Below are 26,808 nucleotides of genomic sequence, written 5' to 3' on the forward strand. Positions count from 1 at the left end.
ATCTTTGGTTTCCCTCCTTACCAAAAAAGCGAAGAACCGAGAAGAGAGTAATCGGTTCTTCGCAGAAAACTGTTTGCTTTATTTGCCATAACCTAACTCATTCAACTGCTTGTTGGCCGAATTCAGAAAAGTCTTGTAGTTCATTGTCGTTTCAAGGCTTTTCAGGAAATCATCATACTGGCTCATTGGCCGCTTCCCGTAAATGAATTTCGTAAGCTCTTCCGAAACATAACGACTAGCATCGGCATCATTGTAACCCTCCGGATAGTTCAGGAATCCGTTAAGCGACTGAATACGTGATTGTTTATTCGCAAAATCGATATATGGAAATTGAGTTGCAAACTTGGTTGACAAGTATTCAAGGTCAGGTCGACCTGTAAATTGGTACAGATACGTATATGCGGCTTCCGAGGCCATAAGCGGAGTCGGGACAACCTTGCCGTTTTCCAGATTATAATGCTTACCCGCCACGCCATATTGGACAAGCTTCGAACCTTCTCCGGTGGAGATATAATTCAAGAGGTCGAACACTCTATGCAGCTTCGTCTTGTCTTTCTCAAGTGACTTCGGGATTGCCATCAATCCAGCTGTTTTTCCAATATCCGTTGATCCTGAGAACTGTCCTGCAGGACCTTTCGGCGCTGTTAACTGCACCCATTCGGCATTCGGATTAACTTTCTTGATTTGATCAACGATCTGCACATTGGTCAAATTCGTCCATTCTGTCCAGATGATCCCCACTTGACCCTTTACGGCCTTATCCCTTGCCTGTGTACCTGCACTTAATACCATTTCCGGATCAACCGACCCACTGGCAATGAATTTTGTGATAAAGCTCAGTGCATCCTTCATGCTTGGGTCATATAACGATTGAACAACCTTACCGTCCTTGACGAAAAATTCACCCGGATTGGAGACACCATAACCTCCAAATACAGGAGAAAAAGCGGATAACAAGCTGACTCCAGTCGAGCCCATCAGGCCTGTGATGCCATAAGTATCATTTTTTCCGTTACCGTCCGGATCTTTCTCTGTGAAAGCTTTAGACACGGTCAGCAGATCATCGAGTGTTTCTGGTAGCTTCAATTGCAGCTTGTCCAGCCAATCCTTACGGATCCAGTAAGTAGCCTTCGGAGCTTGCGGTGCTTGTGCAACTGCAAATACTTTACCGTTAACCGTACCTTTCTTCAGACTGGAATCTCCAATGAAGGTTTTGACTGATTTAAGTTCTTTATCGAAATAGGGCGTCAGATCGAGCAAAAGCCCTTGATCCGACAACTGCTTCAACGAAGCCTTGTCAACGGCAAACAAGTCCGGGTAATCACCTGCTGCCATTCGTACATTCAGCTGATTGCCATAATCAGAGGCATAAGCCGTCAAGTTGATATCCGCATTCAATGCCTTGTTTAAATTCTCCCGAACGAAGTCTTTCTCCGGAGCTGGAAGGCCCGACCCACTTTCTATAATGTTGAGTTTGACCATCTTCGATGATTCCGCGGATGCCGCTGGAGTTGTAGATGGACTGTTGTTGGTGGTAGCATTTCCACAGGCTGAAAGCAGGCAGCCTATAAGTGCAATTGAGGTTGCAGATAACGCAATCTTTTTTTTATATTTTTGCATAGATATCCCCTTCTTTTCTTAATCGAATTTAGGCTTGTAAAAATAGAAGGAAGATGAATCCCTGCAGTAGATGTCTCTCCCTTTCTGTAACACACCTTCATCATACCATTGTACCTGGAAGCGTATAAGAAACAGATTTAGTGACCTCTTACACAAAATTAAGCTACTAGAATAAACAAGCCCCTTCCTCAAATCAGGAAAGGGGCTTGAATCTAACCATTCGACATGTGATACTTTCTAAATTCACTGGGCGTCTGCTCTGTCCAGCGTTTGAAAATTTTCACAAAATATGCGACATTGCCAAATCCTACCCTTTCAGCAATTTCCCCGATCGTTAATGTAGACTGTAGCAAATAAAAACGAGCTTGATCAATTCTCACTTTGTGCAAGTATTGAATTAATGTACAACCCATCTTTTTACTAAATAGGCCGCTTAAATAGTGCTCATCCAAGGCAACGTGTTCTGCCATCAATTTCAACGTGATTTCCTTATCGTAATGGCTTTGGATATAATCCACAATCCTGTTGATCTCAGGATGGCCCGATGGCAAAGTGGTTGACTTTATCCATTTCGTTAACCAATCATCGATCCTTTTCTCCAGAACAATTCGAAGCTCCTCATGATTTGCCGCGGACAACCAATTATCGGTTTGGGCTTTTCCATGGCCGGAAATAGCCCCAAACCTATTATCCAATCGTTCCGCCATTTCCATAACAACGGTCATACTTGTATGGTTCTTCTTCATTTCATCAAACATAATACTTAACTGGCGAATGCAGCTAATCTTATCTCGACGCTCAAACGCCTGTAATATTTCTCGTTCCATGTTCCAAAGCGTTTGTGAGGGTAGGACTGGCTTTTGTTTAATGTTGGAGTCTGTTGTTGAATAGGCCATCCTACTTTTGCTGCATTCATACCAGGACTCCTCGATGCGTCTAATCATACCTCTCCACGTAGATTCCAGTTCAGACAGAGCTACAGAATAGGCACACACGGCTGAATATGCCAATTCCCTGTTCTCGGTTAAATCATGCGAAACAGGATGCTCGGAGCGTGAAACCCAGGAAAAAAATGTCGTACATCCATGCATTCTGAATTTATGAATTACTGATGGTTCCTTGGCGATAATCAGCTCGGATCGGGCCAGCTCCTCCTCATCGATCCCACTGGTGCCATGCAATACTAAACAAAGATCTACATGTGTGAAACCGCTTGTGGAGATACGATCCAGCAAGTCTCTTCGTTCCGGCTCTGCGTCATCCATACCGTGAATCTGCCTCCACGTATACCGGTACAATAATTCGAAATCACGATACGATAGTTGACGCGCAGGTATAGCCGCTTTGCTTAATTCTCGGCTCACCTTATCTAGCATTTCGCGTATCGTATCCACATTCAACGAGAGCTTCAATATATAGCTGGTCGCACCATACTCAACTGCTTGTCTGGCCAATTCGAATTCATTCATGCAGGTCAGCATGACGAATGGGCCCTCAAAACCTTGCTGACGTGCCTTCCGGAGAAGCTCAATCCCATCCATGATCGGCATCATAATATCACACAATATGAAATGCGGAGACTCTTCCTCAATCACTTTCAGCGCTTCGATCCCGTTAGCGGACTCGCCTATAATTACGAACCCTAACTTTTCCCAATCAATAATCTCTTTAATTAATCGCCTAACACGCGTTTCATCTTCAACTAATAGCACCTTCCACATGAAATCATCATCCGCCCTTCCCGTACGGTTCCGATAGCAGCAGCGGGAATTTCAAACGGATGAGCGTTCCTTGAACGCTCGAAACCGCCTCAAGCTGTCCATCGGATTTAAAAAGCAATTGCAACCGTTCCCGCAAATTATTAATTCCGATCCCTTTGCTCTTGCGTAAAGGTTGATGATTAGCGGAAGCCTCCATCCCGATCCCGTTGTCCTTCACTTCCATGATCAGAGATTTATGCTCTTTCACCACCCGAATCGTTATGCTTCCCTCTTTCTGCATCTGATTAAAACCGTGAAAGAACGAATTCTCGACCAGCGGCTGCAAACTCAGTTTGGGAACAAGCGCGTAACGAAGCGATTCGTCATATTCGTAACGAACATTGACATAACCGTCGAATCTGAAATTCTGAATACGCACATACGCCTTCACCAGCGTTAATTCCTCGTCTAGAAGGATCAAATCATTCTGGACATTCAAGCTGGATTCCAACAGTTCGCCCAGGCAAACACAAATCTCCGCAATCTCGGAATCCTTGCGTCCCAGAGCGGTCCATTTGATCGCATTCAACGTATTTAACAGAAAATGAGGATTCATTTGTGCGAGCAGCATCTGGAACCTTGATGCTTCCTTTTCTCTTTCCTCCACTTTTAACTTTTGTATCAAACTGCGGATATCGCTAATCATTCGATTAAACGTTGTCCCTAATTCACGAACCTCTCCAGTGCCTAGCTTTTCGGGCAAGGTCGACCTGAACTCATTTCTCACAATAATCGACATGTGATGCTGAAGAAGCTGCAACGGACGTGTAATTCTATGGGAGATGATAAACGTGATGACAATGAATAAAAAGATAAAGATCGTGAGAATGACTATCAATCTGTGTTTGACTTGATTGATGTCCCCGAAAAACGTATGAAGTGGAAAACTGTTAATCACATACCACTGATAGGAAGGCAAATAGACTGCACTCATCTGTTCCTGACCATCCGTCCAAAAACTGCCCTTTTCCGCTTGCTTTCGAACAACCTCAGCAGACGGAATAGGAATATATTCATCTGGACTAGTCTTGGTAACAATATTGCCTGTTTGATCCATTATGAAATAATCCTGTCTGATTGTAAAAAAACGGTACATGGCTTTTAGCCACTCCATATAATCAAAACTAATCAATAGTTGACCATCAACGCTGTTATCCGGTCCAATCATATTAACCGTTAGCTTATACATGTCCCTAAGTTTTTTTTTGGATACTTGGTCATACTGCTTTTCTAATCCTTCCGAATTTTTCCACCAATCTTCACTTGTAAGATCGCTGTAATTGATATCACTTCCAAATGTGGAATTTACCTCTTTGTGACGATGGTCGATCAGTGAATAATATACATTGGTGGGTAAGGGTGGCCTCCCCTCAAGTAACCGATTTTCCTGCAATTTATTCGTTACAAATAACCGTCGTTTTTCCGAGTCCCTTGAATCATCCCGGAGTATAGCTAGAAGTTCTTTATCATTACTTAATACCAAAGACTCTCTAAAAAGCGAGACTCGGATATTTTCCATACTTTCTTTTACATAGCCCAGCTGTGCAGCGCTTTGGGAGTTTATCTTTTCTTTCAATGTGCTTTCAAGCTCCCTGAAGTAATACATTACAAAGATTGCGGCAGGCAACAAAATAAAGAATAAAAATGAAACGAAGAAACGGTATTTGATTTTTTGTGGATACCAAGTGGATATCCGTCCCATCATGCTACCACCCTCCTCGACCTATTCAATTAATTGCATAATATAGCTCCATAGTACCATCTAAACCTGGGAATACGTAAGGAACATATTTCATTATAAATGAAACATATTTAACTAAATCAGATATCTATCAGTAACATTCTCTATCTCTCCATAATCTTGGAAAACGGTTTTAAATCGCAGTGATCATTTGAGTTGGACCTGGAAGATCTTTCACTTTTTCTTCACCTCATCTTCAAGTCTGCTAATTCCCGTATCTGCTATACCCGGGCTCAACAATTTAGATGAAACGTTGACAGTGACTTCAACTTTAGGAAATTGCTCAATCCACTGATTTTTGATTTGTCCCCATTCTTTTGGATATTCATGATAAAAGGCTTCTGAGAAACCTACTTTATCCGCGTGCATTTTTCTTTGCACTTGCGCTTAGGTGAGCGAAAGGCTGCCGATCGTGCCGGCAACCTCACGTTGCTGTATATTGAACAAACGTTCTCAGGTTAGTTTAATTTCTCATGTACCTAATCCTTCTCCACTCGTTTGGAACATGCAGCCAAATTGCAGGTTTGAAGCATGGGCTAAACCGTTTTTCTTCTGTAAATTGCTTAGTATAGGCTAGTGAAGATTCATTAATTACTCTTATTCCTCAAGAGATACTTTACCATGTTCTAATTTATGATAAATCATAGATACAATGTTTCAATATCCTGTCTTTTCCAAAATGTACAAGCTACAAGGTCGCTATAGTTACATTTCCCAGGAATCCCTTAAGTAATTAATTAACAATGCAAATAGTAACATGACTATTTCTTTTCTTTTACGAAAGTTCCAAAGTCAAGAAATAATACTTTTGTTTGTGAATTTATTTGCTTTTTACTACGGGCAATAGCAACCAGGATAATATTCTTCAGAAGATGAACGTCTAAATTCTCCAGATGTGAAAACATAAAGGAGCCATCACAGTTGCTATCGCGAGAGAACTCGCAGGATTTGTATGGGCGATTGCCAAGGAGATAGATAAGGGTAGACAAAATGTTGCAGTTTGATGTAACTAATACTATTTGATATCAGCATGTAAGAACTACATTCTGAAGGGAGCGAGGATATAGGGGGAGATCATTTATTACCTCGCGGGCAAATCAGGTAAGGTGAAGAGAAAATCCGCGTAAGACTTTTGTGCAGCTCTTAGTGGCGAATGCCCGTAAATAGTTAGCGGTATGCTCTTCAGACGTATGTAGAAAGTGTGAGAATCCACGAATATCAGATTGCCAACCAGCGAATTGTTTTTGCCTCCGAGCTAATAAATGATCCACCCCTTCCGTCCCCTAAAGGGGAAACGCAGGGAGTAAACTCCCTGCACCCGTTACTCGCCGTAAGGCAGGCCGGGGAACTTAAAGTATGGAAAGATTAGGGCATCTGTCAAGAAAGTCACTTGACAGACTCTTATTTAAGTTCGTCAAAAACTAAGGAGCAACAGAGGCGCTTGACAGGTTTCGTTCATATCAAAGTCTTCGACTGCCACTTTACTAATTCAACTAAAGTTCTCTCGTTAGATTCCTGTAGATGGATAAATTTCAGCTTTGTAAAAAAACGAGCGCCTCGGTACGATGGAAGTACGCAACGGGTCAAAAGCCCTTTAACTCCATCATCCAGGAGGACGCTCTACTATGAAGTTTAATCACAAGATAAGCAAAATCAACTCATTGAAAACATTACCTTTAATCATATTGTTGTTGGTGTAGACATTGCTCAAGAGTCCCATGTTGCCAGAGCGGTTAACTTTCGAGGTGTCGCTCTCGGTAATCCTTTAGTGTTTAGTAATGACGAGGATGGTTTCAAGTCCCTCGACCGTTGGATTCGCGACTTGCATGGTCATGAGTAACCAAGAATTTAAAGCCTTACACCATTACAATGTTCAGGTGAAAAAGCTTAAAAAGATGAATTCTATCATGAAGCTATGTGGAAAGCTAGCTCGACTCTTAGTAGGAATGGCTCGTAGTAATGAAGCTTACAACCCCGATAAAATCTTTGCATTAGCAGCTTAACATAAACCTTATCTCACGCAAGTTGGCGTATTCGCAGGAGACAAAGAAAGCACGGAGTATCGGGATAACTTACGCAAAAAGGCTCCGACCTGTTCCGTTAGAAAGACCGACCTCCACCCCTTGGATAGATGTGACGAAGGAATGTAAGGGCTATTGACCCATTGAGACATGGGAGTGAAAATCGCTAAGAGCAACGTGGAGAATACGTGCAGCATTTGGAATGAATTGGGTGATTCAACTCCACCTCTGTTCCCGCATGCCTTTTTAACGACACATCCTAATATATCTCGCTATCTTTCATTTATCATTGAAACCTAAAGGGATGAAATCCTGCGAATAGACGAGCTTGCGTGAGAAAATCAAATCATACCGAGGGAGCTTAGCGCTTACGACAGTCTAATAATATATTTTCTTTTAACACATAAAAAAATAAGCCAGAAATAGCATGGATCCTGCTATTTCTGGCTTTAAATTTTGTCTCAAACATATCAACTAAAAAGTTTTAATAATTACCATTACACATATCTCTATAAGTGGATAATACATGTAGTTTATTTTTTACAGCAAGAACTAACATTGCGTTCTCAATATAAAGTAGAGGAGCTTTTTAATAATCATTCATATTTCCTGAGGGATATCTGAATACCTCATTATGGAACTTTGAATACATTCAAGTAAGCTGCTTTCTCTTATTTCATGTTCAGGCGATTCGGATTTTTTAATGTAGGTTATCCATGGAAGTGAGAGACTATTATTTCCTTGATAATAAAACGCAAAATTTGTGAAGTACACTGCATTAAAAGGATCAGGTAAAGTAGATTGGTTCTTATAATTAGCATAAATCTGATCAATATCATGTTCCCATGTCTTTTCGGGAGGTTCCGCATCAATTGAATTATGATTTACATTAGTTGAAGGTAAGTTCATATCAATAAAAATGAGGAATGGGATGTCTTTTGGCTTTTGTGTTCTCGCTTTTCTAAATAGATGTTGAATATTTCCTCTAGTATCAGCTTCCGCATTAAACTCTCCCTCTTCATGTAACACACCTTTTCTTCGTTTGCTTTTTGCTTCCACTCCAATCTTTTGCCCCGATTCTTTATGTGTAGCAATAAATTCACAATGGACTTCACTTTTATAATTATCATCAAGAAATTCAATTTCAAATCCTGCTCTAGCCATAATTGCTGCAACAGCTACTTCGTATTTTACTCCCTGAAACTCATGAACATCTCTAAGCTTAGAAATAAAAAATTCCGGAAGCCTATTTACAATTTGAAGGCAAAATAAATCATAAGCGTGCTGTAATAGTGACTGAATTTCACCAGTAGAAGTTCCGTAATAAACTTTGCCGTTCTCTGTTTCAACAAAGTTATTTATATTCTTAAACCCCCACTCGCAATAAGCCTCCCACCATTTAAATGTAACATGACGTTTATCAGACGGAAGTGCTACCTGATTTTCATGAAATTCTTTGCCATAAGTATTTCTATAAGCCATCAAAATAAGAAATTCTTGAAATGTCTCACGTAAGGGGCGGAAATATAAGGTACTCCAAATAGTACGTACTCTCTGTCCTTGAAACTCTAAACTTGGCACAATACCAAGATTAGGTTCAGGACTTTGTTGAGATGCATGAACAAATTTAAATGGGAAATTTTCATTTTTATTTATGCAGCACCTTTTATATTTTTTTCCACTTCCGCAGAAACAGATTTCATTTCTCTTTTGCCCATTCCCCATCGTGATCTCCCCTATCAATCGATCTTACATTGTCAAAGGCAAAGTTAAATTTATTCAGGAAATTATCTAGTTATCTCCTTAGTTTGATATTAATAATTTCAAATATTTCTAACTGATTTTCTGTACTAAGTTTTCTAAATGCACTAATTAACTCACTCTCTAATGAAGTTGTTTGCAAATTATGATATTCAGACTCTTTCTCTTCATCCACTTGTTTAATAGAACCAGTAAGCAACCACTCCAATGAACATTCAAAATTTTTGTAAATAGAAACAACCGTATCTACAGCTGGTTTACTTTTTCCTGCTTCTATATCGCTCAAGCTACCTTAAGAAACGCCAATTAGATTTGAAAAATCAATTTGATTCAAGTTATGGATCTTTCTCAACCTTTTTATGTTTTCACCAATAATATTCATGGAAGCCTCCCTTGGAAATTTACGACTTATGACAAAAGTTATTCCAGAAATTTTCAAGATAAAATTCACGAACTTCTATTCGCTCTCATTCTAAATTCATGCTTACTTCCTAATCGCATAGCACGTAAAAAATCCCGATGTATCAAGGCTTTAAGCCACATCGGGACTAGTCTAAGTAGTGACAAATCTACGTTCCAAATCTATGACAAACAACGTTCCAAACAGTGACAAAGTGAATTACAACTCACAGTTTGGTTAGTTTTGCTGGTTCATCCGCTGCCTAGCCGCTTCAAACAGCAAAACCGTCGCCGCCATCGCGACGTTCAGCGATTCCGCCTTGCCCTGCATCGGAATAATGACCTTCACGTCCGACTGCGCAGCAACTTCCGGCGACACACCCTTGGCCTCGTTGCCGAATATCAACCACGTCGGCTGCCGCAGGTCCGTGTCGTAACACGAGCCCTGCGCTTGCAGGCTCGTCGTCACGAGCCGCACGCCGCGCTCACGCGCACGCGGCAACAACTCACCCAACTCTGCCTCCACAATCGGCAGATGATACATTGATCCCATCGTCGAGCGGATCGTCTTGGGATTGAACAGATCGACCGTGCCGCGGCCGAGCACGACCGCTTTCGCCCCGACGGCATCCGCACTGCGGATGATCGTTCCGAGGTTGCCAGGGTCCTGAACGCCGTCCAGGACCACGACCAAATCGTGCTTGCCAGCAAGCAGCTCGTCCATGCCAACCTGTGGCCGCGTCACGACGGCCACGACCCCCTGCGGCGTCTGTGCATCCGAACACTTGGCCAATACCGCTGCGCTCACGCTGACCCATTCGATGGCGCGATCTCCAGCGAGGGCGACAAGCTCCAAAGGGCTCCCTTTTTCCGATAGAAAAAGAATAGTCTCTACCTCGGCCCCAGCCTTCAAAGCTTCCTCAATCAAATGATAACCCTCGATGATATACTTGCCTTGCTTGTCCCTACCGCGCCGCTCTAAGAGCTGAGCCCAGTCCTTGACTCTTGTATTTTGAACAGACATGATTTCTACGTATGCATTTGTCATGAATATACCTACTCCGCAAAAGTGACTTCAAAGTTCTGAAGACTCGAATTTTTACCCACAATGACCAAAATATCTTCTTGTTTAAGCGGAGCCTCCGCACTCGGCGGAATAATCATCTGCTCGTTATGTTTAATCGCTATCACGTTGCAACCATATTTGGCACGCACATCGAGTTCACGCAGACTTTTACCAAGCATCTCTTTCGATGCTCTCATTTCTACAATACTGTAATCGGCAGAGAGCTCTATATAATCGATAATGTTCGATGAAATCATATGATGGGCTACACGTTGCCCCATATCCCGTTCTGGATAGACGATTTTATCTGCGCCAATTTTTTTGAGAACCTTGCCATGGAGATCATTCACAGCTTTTACGATCGTTGTAGCAACGCCCATTTCTTTGAGAATTAATGTCGTTAGAATACTTGCTTGTATATCTTCCCCAATGGCCACAACCACAACGTCAAAATTGCGAATTCCGAGCGCCCGCATAGCTTCCTCATCCGTAGAATCGGCTTGAACCGCATGAGTCACATAAGCGGAAACGTCTTGAACCGTTTCTTCGTCCTGATCAATGGCAAGAACCTCGAATCCTAGTTGTGATAACGTCTTAGCAACAGCTGAACCAAATCTTCCCATCCCAATAATCGCAAATTGTTTTCTCACCGGTCACGTTCCTCCATATTCCAAGAATATATCTCATTTATTATACCATACTCAGCCCCCTAAGCTCACTTCACAACAATGGAGCCACTGCCTGCATTGGCGAAGAGTGGGAAGGATGAAGCCATCTGAATCTGCACATAGTAATAGCGAGAATGAAATGGAAGCGAGGTCCTTGAATGAATATTACCCTTAGACAAGCCATCCACCAGCGGGTTAATAACAAAACACCAGAAGAACTCAAAGAAGTTATTGAAGACTCGATCGGTGGAGAAGAGAAAGTTTTACCTGGGTTAGGTGTTCTTTTTGAAATTATATGGCAGCATTCAGAAGCAAGTACGCAAGACACACTCGTCGAAACGCTTAAGGCGCACCTTGAGTAAATTCCTCCCTATATGAACCATCTTATTGTTAAAATAACTACAAACTTGCTGGGGATGCTTCGGCATCCCCCAGCTAAACAAATTAAAATCCCCCTCATCAGTCACTGACCAACAAGGAGGATATCGTCAAGCTACTACGATTTCAATTTTACTTATAATACCGTTAATGGATTCATCGCTGCCGGCTTCTCGCAGCTGCTCTTCATTACATAATGCTGACCGGAGTCAGATGCATCATGGAAACCATGCATCGCTTCCAACACGTGATAGGCAAGCTCGCCGTTCGCACGGTGTGCTGAGCTATCACCCGTGATCAGCGCTTGCGCCATCGCAGCAACACCGAGTCCGCGGTTATTGTCTGTGTAGCCGTGCGAAAGTGGAATCGGTTCATATACGGCAGAACTAGGTTTGCGAATAAGTACTTCCCCCCCGAAGTTATTCGGATTAGGCACACTCAACGAGCCATGACTGCCATAGATTTCAATGTGGGGCAACCCAGTACCTGCCATAATATCAAAACTTGTCACAAGCGTTGCAATAGCACCATTATGGAAATCTAATACACCAGCCACATGTGTTGGCGTATCTACTTGGATTTTCTGCCCGCGCTTCTTCTCACTGGAAATCGTACGCTCTGGGAAGCTCACAGCCGTTGAACCCGTTACACGACGAATAGGTCCGAGCAATGCCACGAGAGCCGTTAAGTAATAAGGACCCATATCGAACATTGGGCCGCCGCCTTTGGCGTAGTAAAACTCTGGATCTGGGTGCCAATGCTCATGCCCCTTCCCCATCATGAAAGCCGTAGCGGCAATCGGTGTACCAATCCATCCATCCTCGATTAGCTTTATCGCTGTTTGAATCCCTCCGCCAAGGAATGTATCTGGCGCACTGCCAATCAGAAGTCCTTTGCGCTTAGCAACCTCCAAGATTTGCAGCCCTTCCTCCCGCGTTACAGCAAGAGGCTTTTCTACATAAGCATGTTTACCTGCTTCGAGAATTTGAATACAGACTGCCGCATGTACAGCCGGGATCGTCAAATTAATCACGATGTCCACTTGTGGATCACCTAGTAATTGTTCTACTGTGTACGCATGTGCAATCCCAAACTCTTCGGCACGCGCTTCTGCTTTACTCACATCAATATCTGCACAGGCGACCAATTCCAAGTGTGCGTAGTTAGGAATATTTTTCATATAAGCCGCGCTTATATTTCCGCATCCAATAATACCAACCTTCTTCTTACTCATCGCTTTATGTCCCCCTATAATTAGCGTGTTGCCCAAAGCAATCCGCGTCGCATTAATTCTAGTGTCTCTGGCATACGAACAATGTTAGCTTGATGCCCCAGTGAATTATAATAGACTTTCCCTGCACCGTAAGTTTTGGTCCATACGACCGGCATTTCTACATCATCAAAGTCCGTCACCGCATGCACCTTGATCGCAGGGTCGACATGCATATAATACTTTTCCGAAACTACGACGAAATCACCAATGCCCGCGGTCAGTGGCTGCTCGCTATCTTTCATACGAACCGTATACGTAACGCCATCATTACCAGGATGCGCCACCCATTGGCCGCCCACCATGTACTGATACTCCACTTCATTACGGAATGAATCCGCCATCCCGCCATGACAGCCTGCAATCCCCGTTCCGCCAACTTTCACCGCGTTAATGAGAGGTGTCAACTGCTCTTTCTCAATTTTTCCCATGGTCCACACTGGAACAATCAAATCTATACTCGCCAAACGTTCCTCATCCCGGAAGCTGTCCAGCGTATCAGAAACTTCCACCGCATAGTTCTCTTCCCTTAACAGTCCTGCAAAAATCCCCGCAACCTCCTCGGGTTGATGACCATCCCAGCCACCCCATACAATCAATGCTTGTTTCTGACTCATGCTATTCCCGCTCCTCTCTCCATAACCCTTTTACACTTCACTTATACGAACCCAGCGACGCTGTTCGATCGATTGATCCACGGCTTCCAGTACCTCTTGACACTTGACGCCATCCACAAAATTCGGAACCGGTTGTCGATCCTCGGAAAGCGCTGACATCAACTCCACGACTTCATGTACGAAAGTATGCTCATACCCGATCGTATGTCCTGCTGGCCACCAAGCATCCATATACGCATGTGAGGCATCTGTTGCAAGAACACGTCTGAAGCCCTGAACATCCTCATCATCACTTGTAAAATACACCTGCAACTCATTCAATCGCTCGAAATCGAATTTCACACTGCCTTTACTGCCGTTAATTTCAAAAGAGTTCGTGCACCGGTGCCCGGGAGCAAATCTCGTTGCCTCGAAGCTGCCCAATGCACCATTCGCGAAGCGAGCCATGAATAATGTCGCATCATCAACCGTAACAGGACCATGCGGTGCATCTTTGCTGCCTTTGGCACTAAGCCCCGTCATCGAGGACGGAAGCGGACGCTCCTTCACGAATGTTTCACTCATCCCGATCACTTCGGTCATCTCGCCAACGAGGAAATGCGCCAGATCGATGAGATGCGCGCCCAGATCGCCATGCGATCCTGATCCCGCAATCTCCTTCTGCAACCGCCACACCAATGGGAACGTCGGATCGACGATCCAATCTTGCAAGAACCAAGCACGGAAGTGGTAGATTTGACCGAGGCGGCCGCTCTCCACGAGCTTCTTCGCCAGCTGTACCGCCGGTGCAAACCGATAGTTGAAGCCGACCATGTGCTTCACGCCAGCTTCTTCAGCCGCTTCCAGCATCTCCCTTGCATCCGCAAGGGTCAGCGCCAGCGGCTTCTCGCAGAATAGATGCTTGCCGGCCTTCGCCGCCGCCAAAGCAATCTCCTTGTGCGCATCGCTTGGCGCATTGATATCGACGACGTCGATATCCGGATGCGTGACCAGCTCGCGCCAATCGGTTACATACCCGTCCCAGCCGAATTGTTCCGTTGCCTGACGAACCCCGTTCTCGTCGCGACCACAGATGAGCTTCATCTTTGGAATCGCCGTCTGTGGAAAGAACATAGGTAAATCTTTATAGGCATGACTATGTGCTTTTCCCATAAATTTATAGCCAATCATGCCGATATTGAACGTTTTTTTCATCGCATACACGCCTCCCCAAGTGTGTTCTAATCAAGTTAAACAAGTTGATAGCCCTTCTCCATAGCTATTCCTGACTTATCCACTTCGACGACTGCCTAATCTTCACTTCTGTCGGCAGCTTAACTTGTAGCTGAACCTCGCTGCTTCCCTGCCTAACGCTAGCTAGAACGGCACGGGCTGCTCCTTTGCCCATTTCAAAAAAGGGCACTTTAATACTACTGAGTGGTGGATCACTTAGCTTCGCAGCATCCGAGTCATCGCACCCGATGACCGCATAATCTCGCCCAGCTATCCATCCACGTTCACGAAGTCCTTGCATGAGTCCAATAGCCATGCGATCATTAGCCGCAAATACAGCCTCAACTTGATCCCGGATCTCCCACACCTTTGCGGCAATCTCATATCCGCTAGTCCGGCTGTAGTTCCCCTCAAACTGCAATGAAGGATCCATCGTTAAGCCAGCTTCTAACATCGCCTTTTGATACCCATGACGTCTATCCAAGGAATTCGTATAGTGTGGAGAACCGTTGAGAAAGGCAATTTTCCGATAGCCTTCATCCAGTAAATGACGAACCGCTTGATAGCTCCCCTCCACATGATCCGCATCAACTTCAAGGAAGGATAACCCCTCGAATCGTTGATTAACCAAGCAGAAAGGTAGTCCCTGCTCCTGCAATTGCAGTAATGAACTTCGCTGTGATTCGGTATCTCTTGCCCCGAGAATGACACAGGCATCTACTTTTTGCGAGCGGTATAAGCGGCCGTAATCCAAATCATCATCTGGTGTTAGGAGATACAACAACATGTCATAGCCTTGCTCCCTCACCTGCTCCCCAATCCCGCTAAGAATCTCTGCAAAATAATACGCGGAAAACAGATGCACCTTCGGCATATAGGGAAGCACGACCCCCAAATTACCGCTTCTTCTTCGTGCAAAGCTTTGCGCAATCGCATTGGGATGATAGCCAAGTACTTTTGCTGCTTCGAGAACTCTTTCTTTGGTTGCAGGCTTCATCGGACCAAGTCCATTGAATACACGAGATACAGTCGCCTCAGATACCCTGGCTAACTCAGCAACCTCTTTTCTCGTCACCATGTAGATTGGCTCCTTTCCGCCTAAATTCACGTAAAATGTACACGCGTACATTTTCTCATTCAGAAGCTACTTCTGTCAATATAAATTCAGAATATTACTCTTCCTATCACATTCGCCATATTTCGACATTTCCATCAATTTTTCATTAAGAAACGCGAAAATAAAGTCCATTTTTTGTCATAAAAGCAAACTCTTAATATTGTTTATCTCCTCTTAGAGCTTTATGATAAAGGATATTGGGACAACTATGCGATGGGAATGAGTGATAGCAAATGAAAGCAATCTGGCGCCATCTTCGGTTCACTGCGTCATCAATGATCGATGCTCTCACGAGCAGGTCACAGATCACTCGACTTCACTCCCGTGGGCAGCTCCTTGCCCAGTTAGAACATGCTGTTCGGAAACACGATGATACCTCATCCGCTCAGGTCCGTGCATGTCTTATTTTCGATATTGATCGTTTTCGCCAAGTGAATTTCTCCCTAGGTTACGCATGCGGAGATCATCTACTGCAGGAATTAAACCGCAGATTGAAAGTACTAGATCACATCGATCTTGTGGTTCGATCTGGTGATGATGAATATACACTCCTTCTTCGAGTACACAATCAAGAACAACTTCAATCTGCGCTGCATCGTGTTAGGCAGATATTTGATCCCCCTTTTACTTACCAAGGACAGGACTGCTTCCTTCGTGCAAGCTTCGGTCTGAGTGACCTTACGATAACACCTGATAATGTACAACAAGCACTCCACCAAGCTGAGCAAGCACTCCTCATTGCCAAACAAACAGGCAAGAATAAACTCATTACTTTTCACACCTTACCGACACAACAACGGTTTGCTACTCAGATTCAAATGGAAACCGACCTGCGCAAAGCGATCACAGAGAATCAGCTATTGTTATACTATCAACCTCGACTTGAGCTCTCGACCGGTCAAATTAGTTGTCTGGAAGCCCTTGTGCGTTGGAATCATCCCCTACATGGCATGATTGCGCCTGCTGAATTCATCCCGCTTGCTGAGGAATCAGGCCTTATTTTGCCACTTGGTGAATGGGTCTTGCGGGAGGCTTGTCTACAGAAAGCACGATGGCTCGCTGAAAATAAACTTGATTATCAAGTTGCCGTCAACATTTCGCCTTGCCAGTTTCAAGATGAGAACTTTGCGGATAAAGCCATTCACATCATTCAACAAACCGGCATTAACCCCTCTTATTTGGAGTTCGAAATTACCGAAAGCTCTATTATGCAAAATATGGAGAAAACGATCGCCGTCCTTGACAAGCTTTGTTCCAAAGGAATTTCCATCTCCATCGATGATTTTGGGATTGGCTATTCGTCCCTCAATTATTTGAAGGAGTTTCCGATACATTGCCTCAAAATCGACCGTTCCTTTGTCAAAAATATTCAAAGTAATTCCAATGATTGGGCGATTACGAACGCCATCATACACCTCGGACATGCCCTTAATATCCAAGTTGTCGCCGAAGGGGTCGAAGATGTGGGGCAACTTGATATTCTCAAGGAAACTACCTGTACAACCATTCAAGGGTTCTTGCTTAGCCCTCCGATTTCTGCCTATGACATTGAACAAACCTTTCATATGAATGACAACAGACCGGTTATGATTTCATAACCGGCCGTATGCTTTGGCGTATCTTCTGATTTTGGCAAAAATGCGCTTATCCTTTAATCTCCGGAAAATATAAGGATCCGGACTCGTATTCACTTCAAGAATCCATGGCTGCAAATCTTTATCTAAGGCTACATCAACGCCTATCTCTTTTACCCCTCTATACTGAGCATTAATCGCCTTAGCCACCTGTATACCCATGACTTGCAGCTGGTTCACATATCCAGTTCTCTCCGCCCGGGGCAAATACTTCTTTAACAAAGTATCCACCGATTTCAACGTGCCCCCATTATGAAAGTTCGTAACAATCTTTGCGGGATGTGCCACGCGGCCAATAATCCCCGTTGTCTCCCATTTTCGAGCAGGCGTTTGCTGCACCATGACGCGGAGATCAAAACGATTCCCCTTGTAAGTCAACAAATGAATCCCTTTCTGTACTAAATAACGCCGTTTCCTTGTCACCTTTAGGAGTGATACGTACATGTCAGTGAAGGTTTTGAACCTTTTGATGGTGACTCCAGATTGGTAAGAATAGGACCGTTCTGCCTCTTCCCCTGTTAACTCGATACGAATCACACCGTTCCCAAACATCCCAATATTGGGTTTTACGTAGACCATTTTATATTGTTCGAGCATTTCTTGTAAGGTGACTGAATTCATGCGTTTGGTACTTGGCACATACTTGCGAAGTGATTCGACAGACTCGACAGCCTTCGTTTTGCCAATTTTACTACTTACGTATCTTGCCTTATTCAAGCTTATCGGTTTCTTTGTACTCTTCTTCCTAATTCTCTTCATACCAGGCCTCCAGCTTCGAATTCACCCCATCCTAGTGTATGAAGGCAACAAAGCATTGGCGACAAAAATACAAGAAGAGGCTCCCCCTGAAATCCAACAGGAGAGCCTCTTTATCATGTCTAGCTATTAAGGCGCACTTGTTAAGAACTGTGCGGTTGGATTTTTATCTATGGAAGAGCGCAGCGCATATTCACTTTCGAACAAGCCTACGAAATTCCCTTTCTTGTCTTTGACCAATTGGGAGTTAATGCGGAATTTAGCTGGATCGATTTTATCATCGATAATCCAACGCGCGAATTGATAATTCTGACGCTGCAGAAGAATATCCACACCATACTCCGATTTCATCCGATGCTCCAGTACTTCGAATTGAAGTTGACCTACGACGCCAAGAATCATATCTTCGAAACCAATTGTCGTGAAGACTTGAATCATCCCTTCTTCCGTCAACTGATCGATCCCTTTCAAGAACTGTTTTTGTTTCAAAGCATTTTTGATCGATACTTTGCTGAATAGCTCTGGTGAGAAGGTTGGAAGCTCATCGAAGATGACCTCTTCTCCTTCGCTTAAGGAATCGCCGATACGGAAAATACCTGGATCGAATAGACCAATGATATCCCCCGGGAAAGCCTCTTCCACGATATCACGATCTTGGGCTAGGAACTGCTGCGGCTGTGCCAGCTTGATATCCTTGCCAAGCCTTACATGCTTCACGGACATTCCCCGTTCGAACTTTCCGGAAACGATACGCAAGAAAGCTACGCGGTCGCGGTGAGCTGGGTTCATATTCGCTTGAATTTTGAACACATAACCAGAGAATTTCTCTCTCGTTGGCTCGATCACACCAGCTGTGCTCGTGCGCGGCTCTGGTTGTGGAGCTAGTTGCAGGAAGTTCTCGAGGAACGTCTGAACACCGAAATTGTTCACCGCACTCCCGAAGAAAACAGGCGTAAGCTCACCCTTCATCACTTTCTCCATATCAAAAGGGTCACCAGCAACATCCAACAGCTCGATATCTCCGCACAATTGCTTGTGTAAGAACTCACCTGCGATTTGCTTCACTAACGGATCTTCTACACCGTCTACCTTGCGGACTTCAATATCCTTGTGGTCATCGCCTTGGTAGAGCTCTAACTGCGATTTCCCGCGATCGTAAACCCCACAGAACTGCTTCCCTGACCCAATTGGCCAGTTCATCGGATAAGAACGAATGCCGAGTACTTCTTCAAGCTCTTCCAGCAACTCGAACGGATCACGACCCTCACGGTCCAATTTATTAATGAATGTGAAAATGGGAATCCCACGCATACGACATACTTGGAAAAGCTTCTTCGTTTGGGTCTCGACCCCTTTGGCAACATCGATCAACATTACCGCACTATCCGCGGCTGTCAACGTACGGTAGGTGTCCTCACTAAAGTCTTGGTGACCTGGTGTATCTAGAATATTGACGCGGTGACCTTCATAGTCGAACTGCATAACGCTTGACGTTACGGAGATCCCCCGTTGTTTCTCAATTTCCATCCAGTCTGATGTAGCATGTTTACTAGCTTTACGACCTTTAACCGTTCCGGCTAAGCGAATTGCCCCTCCGAACAAAAGCAGTTTCTCTGTTAATGTTGTTTTTCCCGCATCCGGGTGAGAAATAATCGCGAACGTCCGTCGTTTAGCGACTTCCGTTTCGAGAAGTTTAGTGAGTTGCGTTTTCATGTGTTCGTTTATTCCCTTCTTCTTTTACATATGACTACTTTAGAATCAAGCGTGTGCTTTCTCCAAGGGGACCGTCCAGTTCGCTTCTTCAATGAACGTGCGATTGCTGAATTCCCTGCCGCGCACAACCACTTTATCTGCAAATACTTGCACATAAATACCCTGTGCTTTATCCTGTGCCGTTTGCTGGTACGCCCGATTCAGCGTTCTCCCTACAGAGGCATTATGGAAATAATGGAACGTTTCCTGAATATAGTGAGGTGTCCCATTCTGAAAATCCTGATGACGATGACCACAGAAGACGAATACATTCTTGTAAGGCTTCAACGTTTCTCGGAACTGAATAGCCCGAATGAGCTGGTGAGTAGCCCCATCGGTGCCAACAGGCGGCAATGGTTGATGTGTCATCACGAAAAGCGGTCTTCCTGGTTTATATAAATTGCCCAGTCTTCCTTTGAACCAAGCGAGTTGCTCATCGGAGTACCATGCACCTTCACCCACTTCGGGCTTCTCTTGCACGTAAGCTTCTTGTGATAGCAATAGGATAGAGTGTCCGTTCGTTGTAAAATCATTATAAATGGAAGTATAGCCCATGAACTTCTTGAACTGCTCTCTACTTACGGCATCACTTTTGCCATTAGGTACGTTATCCTGATCCCAACTATTCGCTTTATTGATCCAAATCGTATAATAATCATGATTCCCCATGTTCCCATGAATAGGAGGAAGCTTATAATTATTCATTATGGCACGCAATGCCTTATAGTCAACCTCGGTACCTGTATCCGTCAAATCACCGGTCAGCATAATCGCATCGACAGGACCATCGAACTGAGTGACATCATCTAACGCAAGTCTAAGCTTTTTGTTGGGAAGAGAATCTCCAGCTGTAACATGAAGATCACTTAGGATAAAAAAGGACATCAACGGGCCAAGAGGCAGAGGTTCCTCCGAAGGCGCTGGCGTAGCTTGTTGAGGAGGCTCAGAGGTAGCTACGGGTGCGGCAATAGCCTGTTCCTCGGGAAGGAATTTTTTCTTAACCAACAGACTAAACCAAGCACTTAATCCTACTAAAACAGCCCCAATGGCAAGCAGCCATCGCACAAACGCTCTTCGTGACATCGATGCACCTCAAGTGTATAAAATGAAAAAATGGCCATATGCACTAGTATACCACAAATTGTGTCCGATACATCGTCCAGACTCGACAACATCAAGTGATTTCTTGCTCCGCTTGTACCCACACGCAAAAAACCAACAGGCGAATTCGCCTGTTGGATAAACTCCCTATTTTACGCCAATACAGTTGTTTTCTGAATAGCTTCCCAATCGACTTCCCCTTCATTCTGGCCATTAATCGGCCACCACTTGAATCCATCGTCACTCAGGAGCTTCGCTGCTTCTGCAGGCCCCCATGAGCCAGCTGGATAGTGCTTAAGGTCATCTGTCTGTTCGCCCCATGCAGCTGCAATGCGATCCACATAAGACCATGCAAGCGCCACTTCATCCCAACGTGTAAAGTAAGTGGAATCTCCGCGAGTTGCATCATACAGCAAACGCTCGTAAGCCTCTGGCGTATTGATGCCGATTTGACAGCTTTGGCAGAAGTCCATCGCAACGGGTACGATCACGCCTTCTGAACCAGGTTGCTTCGCGTTCATTTTCAAATAGATGCCTTCCATCGGATTCACTCGGAATACGAGCAGATTCGGCTCAAGCTCATGCTTTTTAGCCAAATAGACATTGTTTGGAATGTTCTTGAATTCGACAACCACCTCAGTCGTTTTGACCGGTAGTCGTTTTCCAGTACGAATATAGAATGGCACACCCGCCCAGCGGAAATTATCCACGTGAACACGTGCTGCAAAATAAGTTTCTGTCGTCGATTGCGGATTCACAGAATCCTCTTCTCGGTATGCAGGAAGTGCTTTGCCTTTGGCAGAACCGCTAGCATATTGACCGCGAACCACGTTCGCACGGACATCATCCCCGTCTTCGAACAAACGGAGTGAACGGAGTACCTTCACCTTCTCATCACGGATATCCTCCGGATGTAGACGGCTAGGTGGTTCCATCGCCATCATCATCAGCATTTGCAGCATGTGATTTTGACCCATATCGCGAAGAGCACCGGAGTGGTCATAGTAACCACCGCGCTCTTCTACACCCACAGTCTCACTGAGCGTGATCTGGATGTTCGCTATGTATTTATTATTCCAAAGCGGCTCGAAGAAAGCATTCGCGAAACGAACGAACTCGATGTTTTGGACCATTTCTTTACCCAGGTAATGATCGATACGGTAAATATCCTTCTCTTCGAACACTTGACGAAGTTGTCCATTCAAACGCTCCGCAGACGGCAAATCGTAGCCGAATGGTTTTTCAATAACCAAGCGATGCCAACCCTCCGTTTGGAGCAAGCCGCCTTCACTTAAATTGTACGACACATTACCAAACAACTCAGGCGCAAGCGCCAAATAGAACAGACGGTTACCGCCCGTTTGATACTTCTCATCCAATTTCGCTGTCAGTGTATTCAGTTCATGGAATCCTGCAACATTGTTAATGTCGAGTGACATGTACTCGAATCTTTGGGCGAATTTCTCCCATTCTGCAGCATCCGTATTTTTGTAACGAGCGAATTCTTGAATCGAATTTTTCACGTCATCACGGAATTGCTCATTCGTACGCGGTCTGCGAGCCAGACCAACTACCGCAAAGTTATCTCCCAGCTTGCCTTCGCGATAAAGGCTATAAAAGGCAGGAAACAGTTTTCTTTTCGCTAAATCACCCGTTGCTCCGAAAATATAAAACACAGCTCCACTCATCTATGCATCATTCTTTCTCTATTAGAATTAGTTAATATGCTTAGCATACCTAAAATTGTCAAGCTATTCAACTTATATAGTCACTTTAACTCATAACATTTTCTTATAAGAAAATAGACATCCGTCTATACCGTTACATTATACGTGGCATAGGCTAACAGTACATACGAATACGGAGGTGCCCTTAGTCATGCAACCCTTTCATCCAATCACCGAAAAAAGTTGCAAAAATCTTGTCGGAAAACCTGTTCTTGTCTTCTTAACGAATGGCTCTGAGATATATGGAATCGTCAGTCGCGTAGAGAAAAACAAGCTCATCCTAAATGACAATCAACAAGCGAACACGAAGTCCTCTTCCAAAAGTACCAAGCCCACGCTTAACAAAAAGGGGAAAAAGAAGCAAGCTCAACCCGTTGCACCAACTCAGCCATCAACAGAAGATCAGCTGTCTTCCTTCGGACTCATCCGTTTTGGAGGGCCACCGGTTAGACCCACAGGTCCAGTAGATATTCAAATCGACTATATTGCCGCCATGTTTAGTGAGTGACGGAAATCAAGGCTGTGGATGTATACCTCATCTACAGCCCTTTCCTCAACGTTTCAACTTTTTATTCATACGGTAACAGCTAAGATCAGGTACATAAGAATCAATCTCATACCCTCTTTTACTATAAAATCGTATTGCCTTCGGATTACTGTCATCAACAAATAGCTCCACCGTATGGCAACGTTCACTAAGCCCGTAGTCTTCTGCAGCTTTCATAAGTGTATGTCCAATGCCTTTGCCCTGCTCACGCGGATCAACAGCCAGCATATCTATGAAGAGCTTACTTGATTTACGTATGATGGAAATGAAGCCATAAGGCCGTTTGTACCCTTTGGCGATGACGAACGTTTTATTGGCGTTCAGTCGCTTACGGATCTCTGAGTATGTCACAGAATTACCTGAATCATACATTCTGGAAAAAGGAACTAATTGTTCAACAACTAATCGATATATAGCGGGGTCGTCAATGGTAGCCAACCGTTTGCGTATCACATGGCACCGCCTCCACAAGAAGCAATAATGCTATCTTATGTTGGTAAACCTGTAATTGACCCCACAAGTACCAATTTACCCCAGTCTACTGGGGTGATATACTTAACGTATACGAAATGAGGTGATCGTAATGATCAATGCTTATCCATCCGTCATGGCGGTGAACAGGTATCAAACTCATAAAGATTATTACCGTGTTGGCGCTGTAAGTGCAGTCTCCGGTGGTAAATCGAATACGATACGACGAATGTTGGATTTACCTTATGAGCAACTCGCCTACAGGCAGTTCGCACAGACGGCTGCCAAAGACGTGGCGGGTTTAGTTCAATCTACCCAAACTGTCAAGCAATCCGCTCAAACACTCGTCAACACGACTGCGTTCACTCGGACGAAAGAGTCGCAAGCCGATATCACCCAGAACCTTCAAACGTTTATTCATACATATAATGAGTTGCAAGATCAGCTAGGGGATTCACCTGACTACGTGAGTCATGCCCTGCTTCAAGGTCTGGAAGGGGCAGCAAAGCCTAACACACTGCACGATCTTGGCATCACCAAGAGTGATAATGGCAAATTGAGCCTACAACCTGAAGTATTAGAGAAGCAACTTAATCAACCTAGTGGCATTCATCGCAAAAGTTTGCTTGATCTCACCAACTTCGCAAGTTCGTTAGTAAGCCGTATTGATCGTCTGCAACAGCTGCCTTCCGTCTCCTTGTTTCAACTCTCCACATCACCGCTTAAACCATATGGTCAGTATCAATCGCAGCTTGAGGCATATTTGCCGGTTCCGATGCGTGGCTTATTGCTGGATGCGAAGATGTGAGGAACAAAAAGGCTGTATCCCCAAGTAGAATCATCTACGGGTGATACAGCCTTTTCCAATTAAAATAGCTTTTTACCTAGCACATGGTCAATAGGAATGAAGCCAATAACACGACTATCCATGCTATTGTTCCGATTATCCCCCATCACAAAAATATGATCAGCTGGAACGGTCCACTTTTTGTTCCCGTTCGCTCTCATTTCCTCATTGATGTAAGACTCATTCAGCAGTTCACCATTGCGGTACATCTGATTATCCTTCAGCTCAAGCTGATCTCCTGGCTTACCAATCACACGCTTGATCCATACATGCTTATCATCGCCTCGAACAAATAAGCTAAGCAATGGGCTGTCCAACAAATCATTTTTAAAAGTCCGCTTCATCTCAACCCTAGAATCGATAATGACAATATCTTCATAATTGGGTTCGTAGTGAAACGTATGCGAAAGCTTCGAAACATACACGCGCTGACTATCATGCAATGTCGGATCCATCGAATGACCGCTAACTCTCGTAGATTGAAACACAAAAACACCTAAAAAGACGACTAATACAAAGGAAATTGCAATGGAACCAAACCAGCTCCAAATCTGTTTGACTACATTCAAATTTATCGCTCCCTTGCCTTATTCCGCCAGTCCGTGCTTAAAGGCATAAATCGCCGCTTGCGTGCGATCTTCTACGCCAAGCTTGGATAGTACGTTGGTGACGTGGAATTTCACCGTCTTCACACCGATGAATAAATCATCAGCCAACTCTTGATTCGATTTGCCTTTCGCGATCAAGCGAAGTACTTCCATCTCGCGGTCCGTTAGTTCCTCATGCGGCTCCGCAACCGGCTTTGGTTGACGGAAGCGATTCATGATTTTCGAAGCCACCTGCGACTCCAGAATCGATTGTCCTTTGGCCGCGGCTCTAATCGCTTGCGCGATTTCGGAGGCACGCGAGGTTTTCAACAAATAGCTGAAGGCACCCGCTTCAATAACTGGATACATTTTCTCATCATCTAAGAAGCTAGTCAATACAATGACTTTACAATCTGGATATAGTTGCAGTAATTTTCTTGTCGTTTCGATGCCATCCATACCTTCCATAACAAGGTCCATCAGCACCACATCAGGACGATACTCTTGAGCTAAACGAATGCCATCGTGGCCGTTGCTCGCTTCGCCAACGACCTCAATCCCATCTTCCGTCCCAAGAACAGCTGCAAGTCCAATTCTGACCATCTCATGATCATCGACTAGTAGTACTTTGATTAAGGTGTCGTCCATTTCGCTTCTTCCTCTCTATGTACGATGTTCATTCTCGATCAATTGAGGATCGGTTGCTAAGATTGGTACTCGAATTTCAATACGTGTTCCTCGGTCTGGTGCTGTAATAATATCCACCGAACCACCGATTTCGTTCACACGTTCCTTCATGGACACGATGCCATAAGAAGTTAGCTTCTTCGCATCCAGCTCAAAACCAACACCATCATCGCGGATCACTAATCGGATACCGTCTGAACGATGCAACAGCTTCACTTCCAGCTTATTCGCCTTAGAGTGACGCAGGGCATTCGAAAGCGCCTCTTGCACAATTCGAAATAAATGATCCTCGATCCCCTTGTTTAAGCGGATTTCCTCATCCATATCCCAGCTGATCGCCATCGGAACCTTGGCCGCTAGCTCCTTCAAGAGCTCAACGAGTCCCTCCGACAGTCGTTTTCCTTCGAGATGGATCGGCCTCAGATGCAGCAACAAGGCTCTCATTTCGGATTGAGCGACGGAAGCCATCTCTTCAATCAGATGAATCTGTCGCTTCGCTTTCTCAAAATCTTTATCCAGTGTACGTCCAACAGCCGTAGCTGTCATAGATATAGCAAACAATTGCTGACTTACCGCGTCATGCAGCTCGCGCGCCAAGCGCTGACGCTCTTCAATAACCGCCGAAAGTTTGGCTTTCTCGGTAAGCTCAGCATTACTATTCGATAGTCGTTGAAGGGAGGTCACTTGCTCTTCCCATCGCTTCATAATACGGCTGAGTTGTTCGCCTAAACGTCCAATCTCATCATCATCCCCGTTTTGAAAGCCTTCTCGGGCAAATGTCCCTTTTTCTAATAAAATCATCGTCTCCATCATCGGCTCAAGTCTACGTGTCACCTTAGAGCTGTTCCAGTAACCGAATACCGCTCCAATGACACCCAGAATCAACAAAGCCATGAACGAAAACTTGACACCCTGCTGCCAGCTGGTAAAGGGCTCTATCAAATGTCTTGAATTCAGAAAATACAGCATAGCTCCGAATACGGCGAAGCTAAAAAGGATGGCTTCCCCCATGCTGCGCCAGATCATGTTCGTTAATCGTCGTTTGTAGCCGTCCACTTGGTGAAGAACC

At 44.5% G+C, this 26,808-nt stretch carries 25 protein-coding genes and 1 pseudogene; 6 read left to right on the forward strand and 20 right to left on the reverse strand.

Annotated elements, in window-relative coordinates; all coding sequences use genetic code 11:
* Positions 1-78 precede the first annotated feature (78 nt).
* The 4 genes from ACSQ8O_RS22460 to ACSQ8O_RS22475 form a co-directional block, all read right to left on the reverse strand.
* Positions 79-1,620 carry an extracellular solute-binding protein gene (locus tag ACSQ8O_RS22460; RefSeq protein WP_436243442.1) on the reverse strand — a complete coding sequence of 514 codons (1,542 nt, stop codon included), beginning with the start codon at positions 1,618-1,620 and terminating at the stop codon, positions 79-81.
* Positions 1,621-1,832: 212 nt separating this feature from the next.
* A complete protein-coding gene (locus ACSQ8O_RS22465) occupies positions 1,833-3,341 on the reverse strand; it encodes a response regulator (RefSeq protein WP_436243443.1) in 1,509 nt (502 codons plus the stop codon).
* A 7-nt stretch (positions 3,342-3,348) separates the two neighbouring features.
* Positions 3,349-5,085: a sensor histidine kinase gene (locus tag ACSQ8O_RS22470; protein WP_436243444.1), complete on the reverse strand. Its 1,737-nt coding sequence runs from the start codon at positions 5,083-5,085 to the stop codon at positions 3,349-3,351.
* Between the two features lie 210 nt (positions 5,086-5,295).
* Positions 5,296-5,502: a Ger(x)C family spore germination C-terminal domain-containing protein gene (locus tag ACSQ8O_RS22475; RefSeq protein ID WP_436243445.1), complete on the reverse strand. Its 207-nt coding sequence runs from the start codon at positions 5,500-5,502 to the stop codon at positions 5,296-5,298.
* A 1,279-nt stretch (positions 5,503-6,781) separates the two neighbouring features.
* Here ACSQ8O_RS22475 and ACSQ8O_RS22480 point away from each other — a divergent pair.
* Together ACSQ8O_RS22480 and ACSQ8O_RS22485 are read left to right on the forward strand one after the other, a co-directional pair.
* Positions 6,782-6,946, forward strand: a pseudogene (locus ACSQ8O_RS22480) (IS110 family transposase); the annotation flags it as partial.
* A gap of 7 nt (positions 6,947-6,953) precedes the next feature.
* Entirely contained in the window at positions 6,954-7,124 is a 171-nt protein-coding gene (locus ACSQ8O_RS22485) for a hypothetical protein (RefSeq protein ID WP_436243446.1), read from the forward strand.
* A gap of 618 nt (positions 7,125-7,742) precedes the next feature.
* Here the strand turns inward: ACSQ8O_RS22485 and ACSQ8O_RS22490 are convergent.
* The 4 genes from ACSQ8O_RS22490 to ACSQ8O_RS22505 form a co-directional block, all read right to left on the reverse strand.
* Positions 7,743-8,867: an SEC-C domain-containing protein gene (locus tag ACSQ8O_RS22490; RefSeq protein ID WP_436243447.1), complete on the reverse strand. Its 1,125-nt coding sequence runs from the start codon at positions 8,865-8,867 to the stop codon at positions 7,743-7,745.
* A 70-nt stretch (positions 8,868-8,937) separates the two neighbouring features.
* Positions 8,938-9,189: a hypothetical protein gene (locus ACSQ8O_RS22495; RefSeq protein ID WP_436243448.1), complete on the reverse strand. Its 252-nt coding sequence runs from the start codon at positions 9,187-9,189 to the stop codon at positions 8,938-8,940.
* Between the two features lie 351 nt (positions 9,190-9,540).
* The gene (locus ACSQ8O_RS22500) at positions 9,541-10,326 is read right to left on the reverse strand and encodes a TrmH family RNA methyltransferase (protein ID WP_436243449.1); all 786 of its coding nucleotides are present in this window, start codon (positions 10,324-10,326) and stop codon (positions 9,541-9,543) included.
* A 32-nt stretch (positions 10,327-10,358) separates the two neighbouring features.
* Positions 10,359-11,018 carry a potassium channel family protein gene (locus ACSQ8O_RS22505; protein ID WP_436243450.1) on the reverse strand — a complete coding sequence of 220 codons (660 nt, stop codon included), beginning with the start codon at positions 11,016-11,018 and terminating at the stop codon, positions 10,359-10,361.
* Positions 11,019-11,194: 176 nt separating this feature from the next.
* Here ACSQ8O_RS22505 and sspI point away from each other — a divergent pair, with 176 nt between their 5' ends.
* Positions 11,195-11,398 carry a small acid-soluble spore protein SspI gene (gene sspI, locus ACSQ8O_RS22510; protein WP_056618924.1) on the forward strand — a complete coding sequence of 68 codons (204 nt, stop codon included), beginning with the start codon at positions 11,195-11,197 and terminating at the stop codon, positions 11,396-11,398.
* 152 nt (positions 11,399-11,550) lie between these two features.
* Here sspI and ACSQ8O_RS22515 read toward each other — a convergent pair whose 3' ends face one another.
* The 4 genes from ACSQ8O_RS22515 to ACSQ8O_RS22530 all read right to left on the reverse strand — a co-directional run bounded on the left by ACSQ8O_RS22515 (position 11,551) and on the right by ACSQ8O_RS22530 (position 15,591).
* Positions 11,551-12,648 (reverse strand): Gfo/Idh/MocA family protein, encoded by a 1,098-nt coding sequence (locus ACSQ8O_RS22515; protein WP_436243451.1) that lies wholly within the window; start codon positions 12,646-12,648, stop codon positions 11,551-11,553.
* A gap of 20 nt (positions 12,649-12,668) precedes the next feature.
* On the reverse strand, positions 12,669-13,301 hold the full coding sequence (locus tag ACSQ8O_RS22520) for a ThuA domain-containing protein (protein ID WP_436243452.1): 633 nt from the start codon (positions 13,299-13,301) through the stop codon (positions 12,669-12,671).
* Positions 13,302-13,331: 30 nt separating this feature from the next.
* On the reverse strand, positions 13,332-14,495 hold the full coding sequence (locus ACSQ8O_RS22525; protein ID WP_436243453.1) for a Gfo/Idh/MocA family protein: 1,164 nt from the start codon (positions 14,493-14,495) through the stop codon (positions 13,332-13,334).
* A gap of 64 nt (positions 14,496-14,559) precedes the next feature.
* The gene (locus tag ACSQ8O_RS22530; protein ID WP_436243454.1) at positions 14,560-15,591 is read right to left on the reverse strand and encodes a LacI family DNA-binding transcriptional regulator; all 1,032 of its coding nucleotides are present in this window, start codon (positions 15,589-15,591) and stop codon (positions 14,560-14,562) included.
* Between the two features lie 314 nt (positions 15,592-15,905).
* Between ACSQ8O_RS22530 and ACSQ8O_RS22535 the strand changes: the two genes are divergently transcribed.
* Complete coding sequence (locus ACSQ8O_RS22535) at positions 15,906-17,228, forward strand: putative bifunctional diguanylate cyclase/phosphodiesterase (protein ID WP_436243455.1); 1,323 nt, start codon at positions 15,906-15,908, stop codon at positions 17,226-17,228.
* Here the strand turns inward: ACSQ8O_RS22535 and ACSQ8O_RS22540 are convergent.
* From ACSQ8O_RS22540 to zwf, 4 genes are all read right to left on the reverse strand, one after another.
* On the reverse strand, positions 17,223-18,023 hold the full coding sequence (locus ACSQ8O_RS22540) for a YheC/YheD family protein (RefSeq protein WP_436243456.1): 801 nt from the start codon (positions 18,021-18,023) through the stop codon (positions 17,223-17,225). The two genes, ACSQ8O_RS22535 and ACSQ8O_RS22540, sit on opposite strands and share 6 nt — an antisense overlap.
* Positions 18,024-18,149: 126 nt before the next feature.
* The gene (locus ACSQ8O_RS22545) at positions 18,150-19,733 is read right to left on the reverse strand and encodes a peptide chain release factor 3 (protein ID WP_056618904.1); all 1,584 of its coding nucleotides are present in this window, start codon (positions 19,731-19,733) and stop codon (positions 18,150-18,152) included.
* 45 nt (positions 19,734-19,778) lie between these two features.
* Entirely contained in the window at positions 19,779-20,855 is a 1,077-nt protein-coding gene (locus tag ACSQ8O_RS22550) for a metallophosphoesterase family protein (RefSeq protein WP_436243457.1), read from the reverse strand.
* 170 nt (positions 20,856-21,025) lie between these two features.
* Positions 21,026-22,561, reverse strand: coding sequence for a glucose-6-phosphate dehydrogenase (gene zwf / locus ACSQ8O_RS22555; RefSeq protein WP_436243458.1), 1,536 nt, complete (start codon positions 22,559-22,561; stop codon positions 21,026-21,028).
* A gap of 190 nt (positions 22,562-22,751) precedes the next feature.
* On the opposite strand from zwf, the gene ACSQ8O_RS22560 reads away from it, so the two are divergent.
* A complete protein-coding gene (locus ACSQ8O_RS22560) occupies positions 22,752-23,108 on the forward strand; it encodes a hypothetical protein (RefSeq protein WP_236289013.1) in 357 nt (118 codons plus the stop codon).
* Between the two features lie 45 nt (positions 23,109-23,153).
* On the opposite strand, the gene ACSQ8O_RS22565 is transcribed toward ACSQ8O_RS22560, so the two are convergent.
* Complete coding sequence (locus tag ACSQ8O_RS22565; RefSeq protein WP_436243459.1) at positions 23,154-23,600, reverse strand: GNAT family N-acetyltransferase; 447 nt, start codon at positions 23,598-23,600, stop codon at positions 23,154-23,156.
* A 130-nt stretch (positions 23,601-23,730) separates the two neighbouring features.
* Between ACSQ8O_RS22565 and ACSQ8O_RS22570 the strand changes: the two genes are divergently transcribed.
* A complete protein-coding gene (locus ACSQ8O_RS22570) occupies positions 23,731-24,426 on the forward strand; it encodes a hypothetical protein (protein WP_436243460.1) in 696 nt (231 codons plus the stop codon).
* A gap of 59 nt (positions 24,427-24,485) precedes the next feature.
* Here ACSQ8O_RS22570 and lepB read toward each other — a convergent pair whose 3' ends face one another.
* The 3 genes from lepB to ACSQ8O_RS22585 are packed head-to-tail and all read right to left on the reverse strand — an operon-like array spanning position 24,486 to position 26,795.
* Positions 24,486-25,034 carry a signal peptidase I gene (gene lepB / locus ACSQ8O_RS22575; protein ID WP_056618882.1) on the reverse strand — a complete coding sequence of 183 codons (549 nt, stop codon included), beginning with the start codon at positions 25,032-25,034 and terminating at the stop codon, positions 24,486-24,488.
* A gap of 18 nt (positions 25,035-25,052) precedes the next feature.
* Entirely contained in the window at positions 25,053-25,700 is a 648-nt protein-coding gene (locus tag ACSQ8O_RS22580) for a response regulator transcription factor (protein ID WP_056618875.1), read from the reverse strand.
* 15 nt (positions 25,701-25,715) lie between these two features.
* A complete protein-coding gene (locus ACSQ8O_RS22585) occupies positions 25,716-26,795 on the reverse strand; it encodes a histidine kinase (RefSeq protein WP_436243461.1) in 1,080 nt (359 codons plus the stop codon).
* Positions 26,796-26,808 lie beyond the last annotated feature (13 nt).

Origin of the sequence: Paenibacillus sp. LjRoot56 (assembly GCF_964253335.1) — a bacterium.
In the GTDB taxonomy this organism is placed as follows: domain Bacteria; phylum Bacillota; class Bacilli; order Paenibacillales; family NBRC-103111; genus Paenibacillus_E; species Paenibacillus_E allorhizoplanae.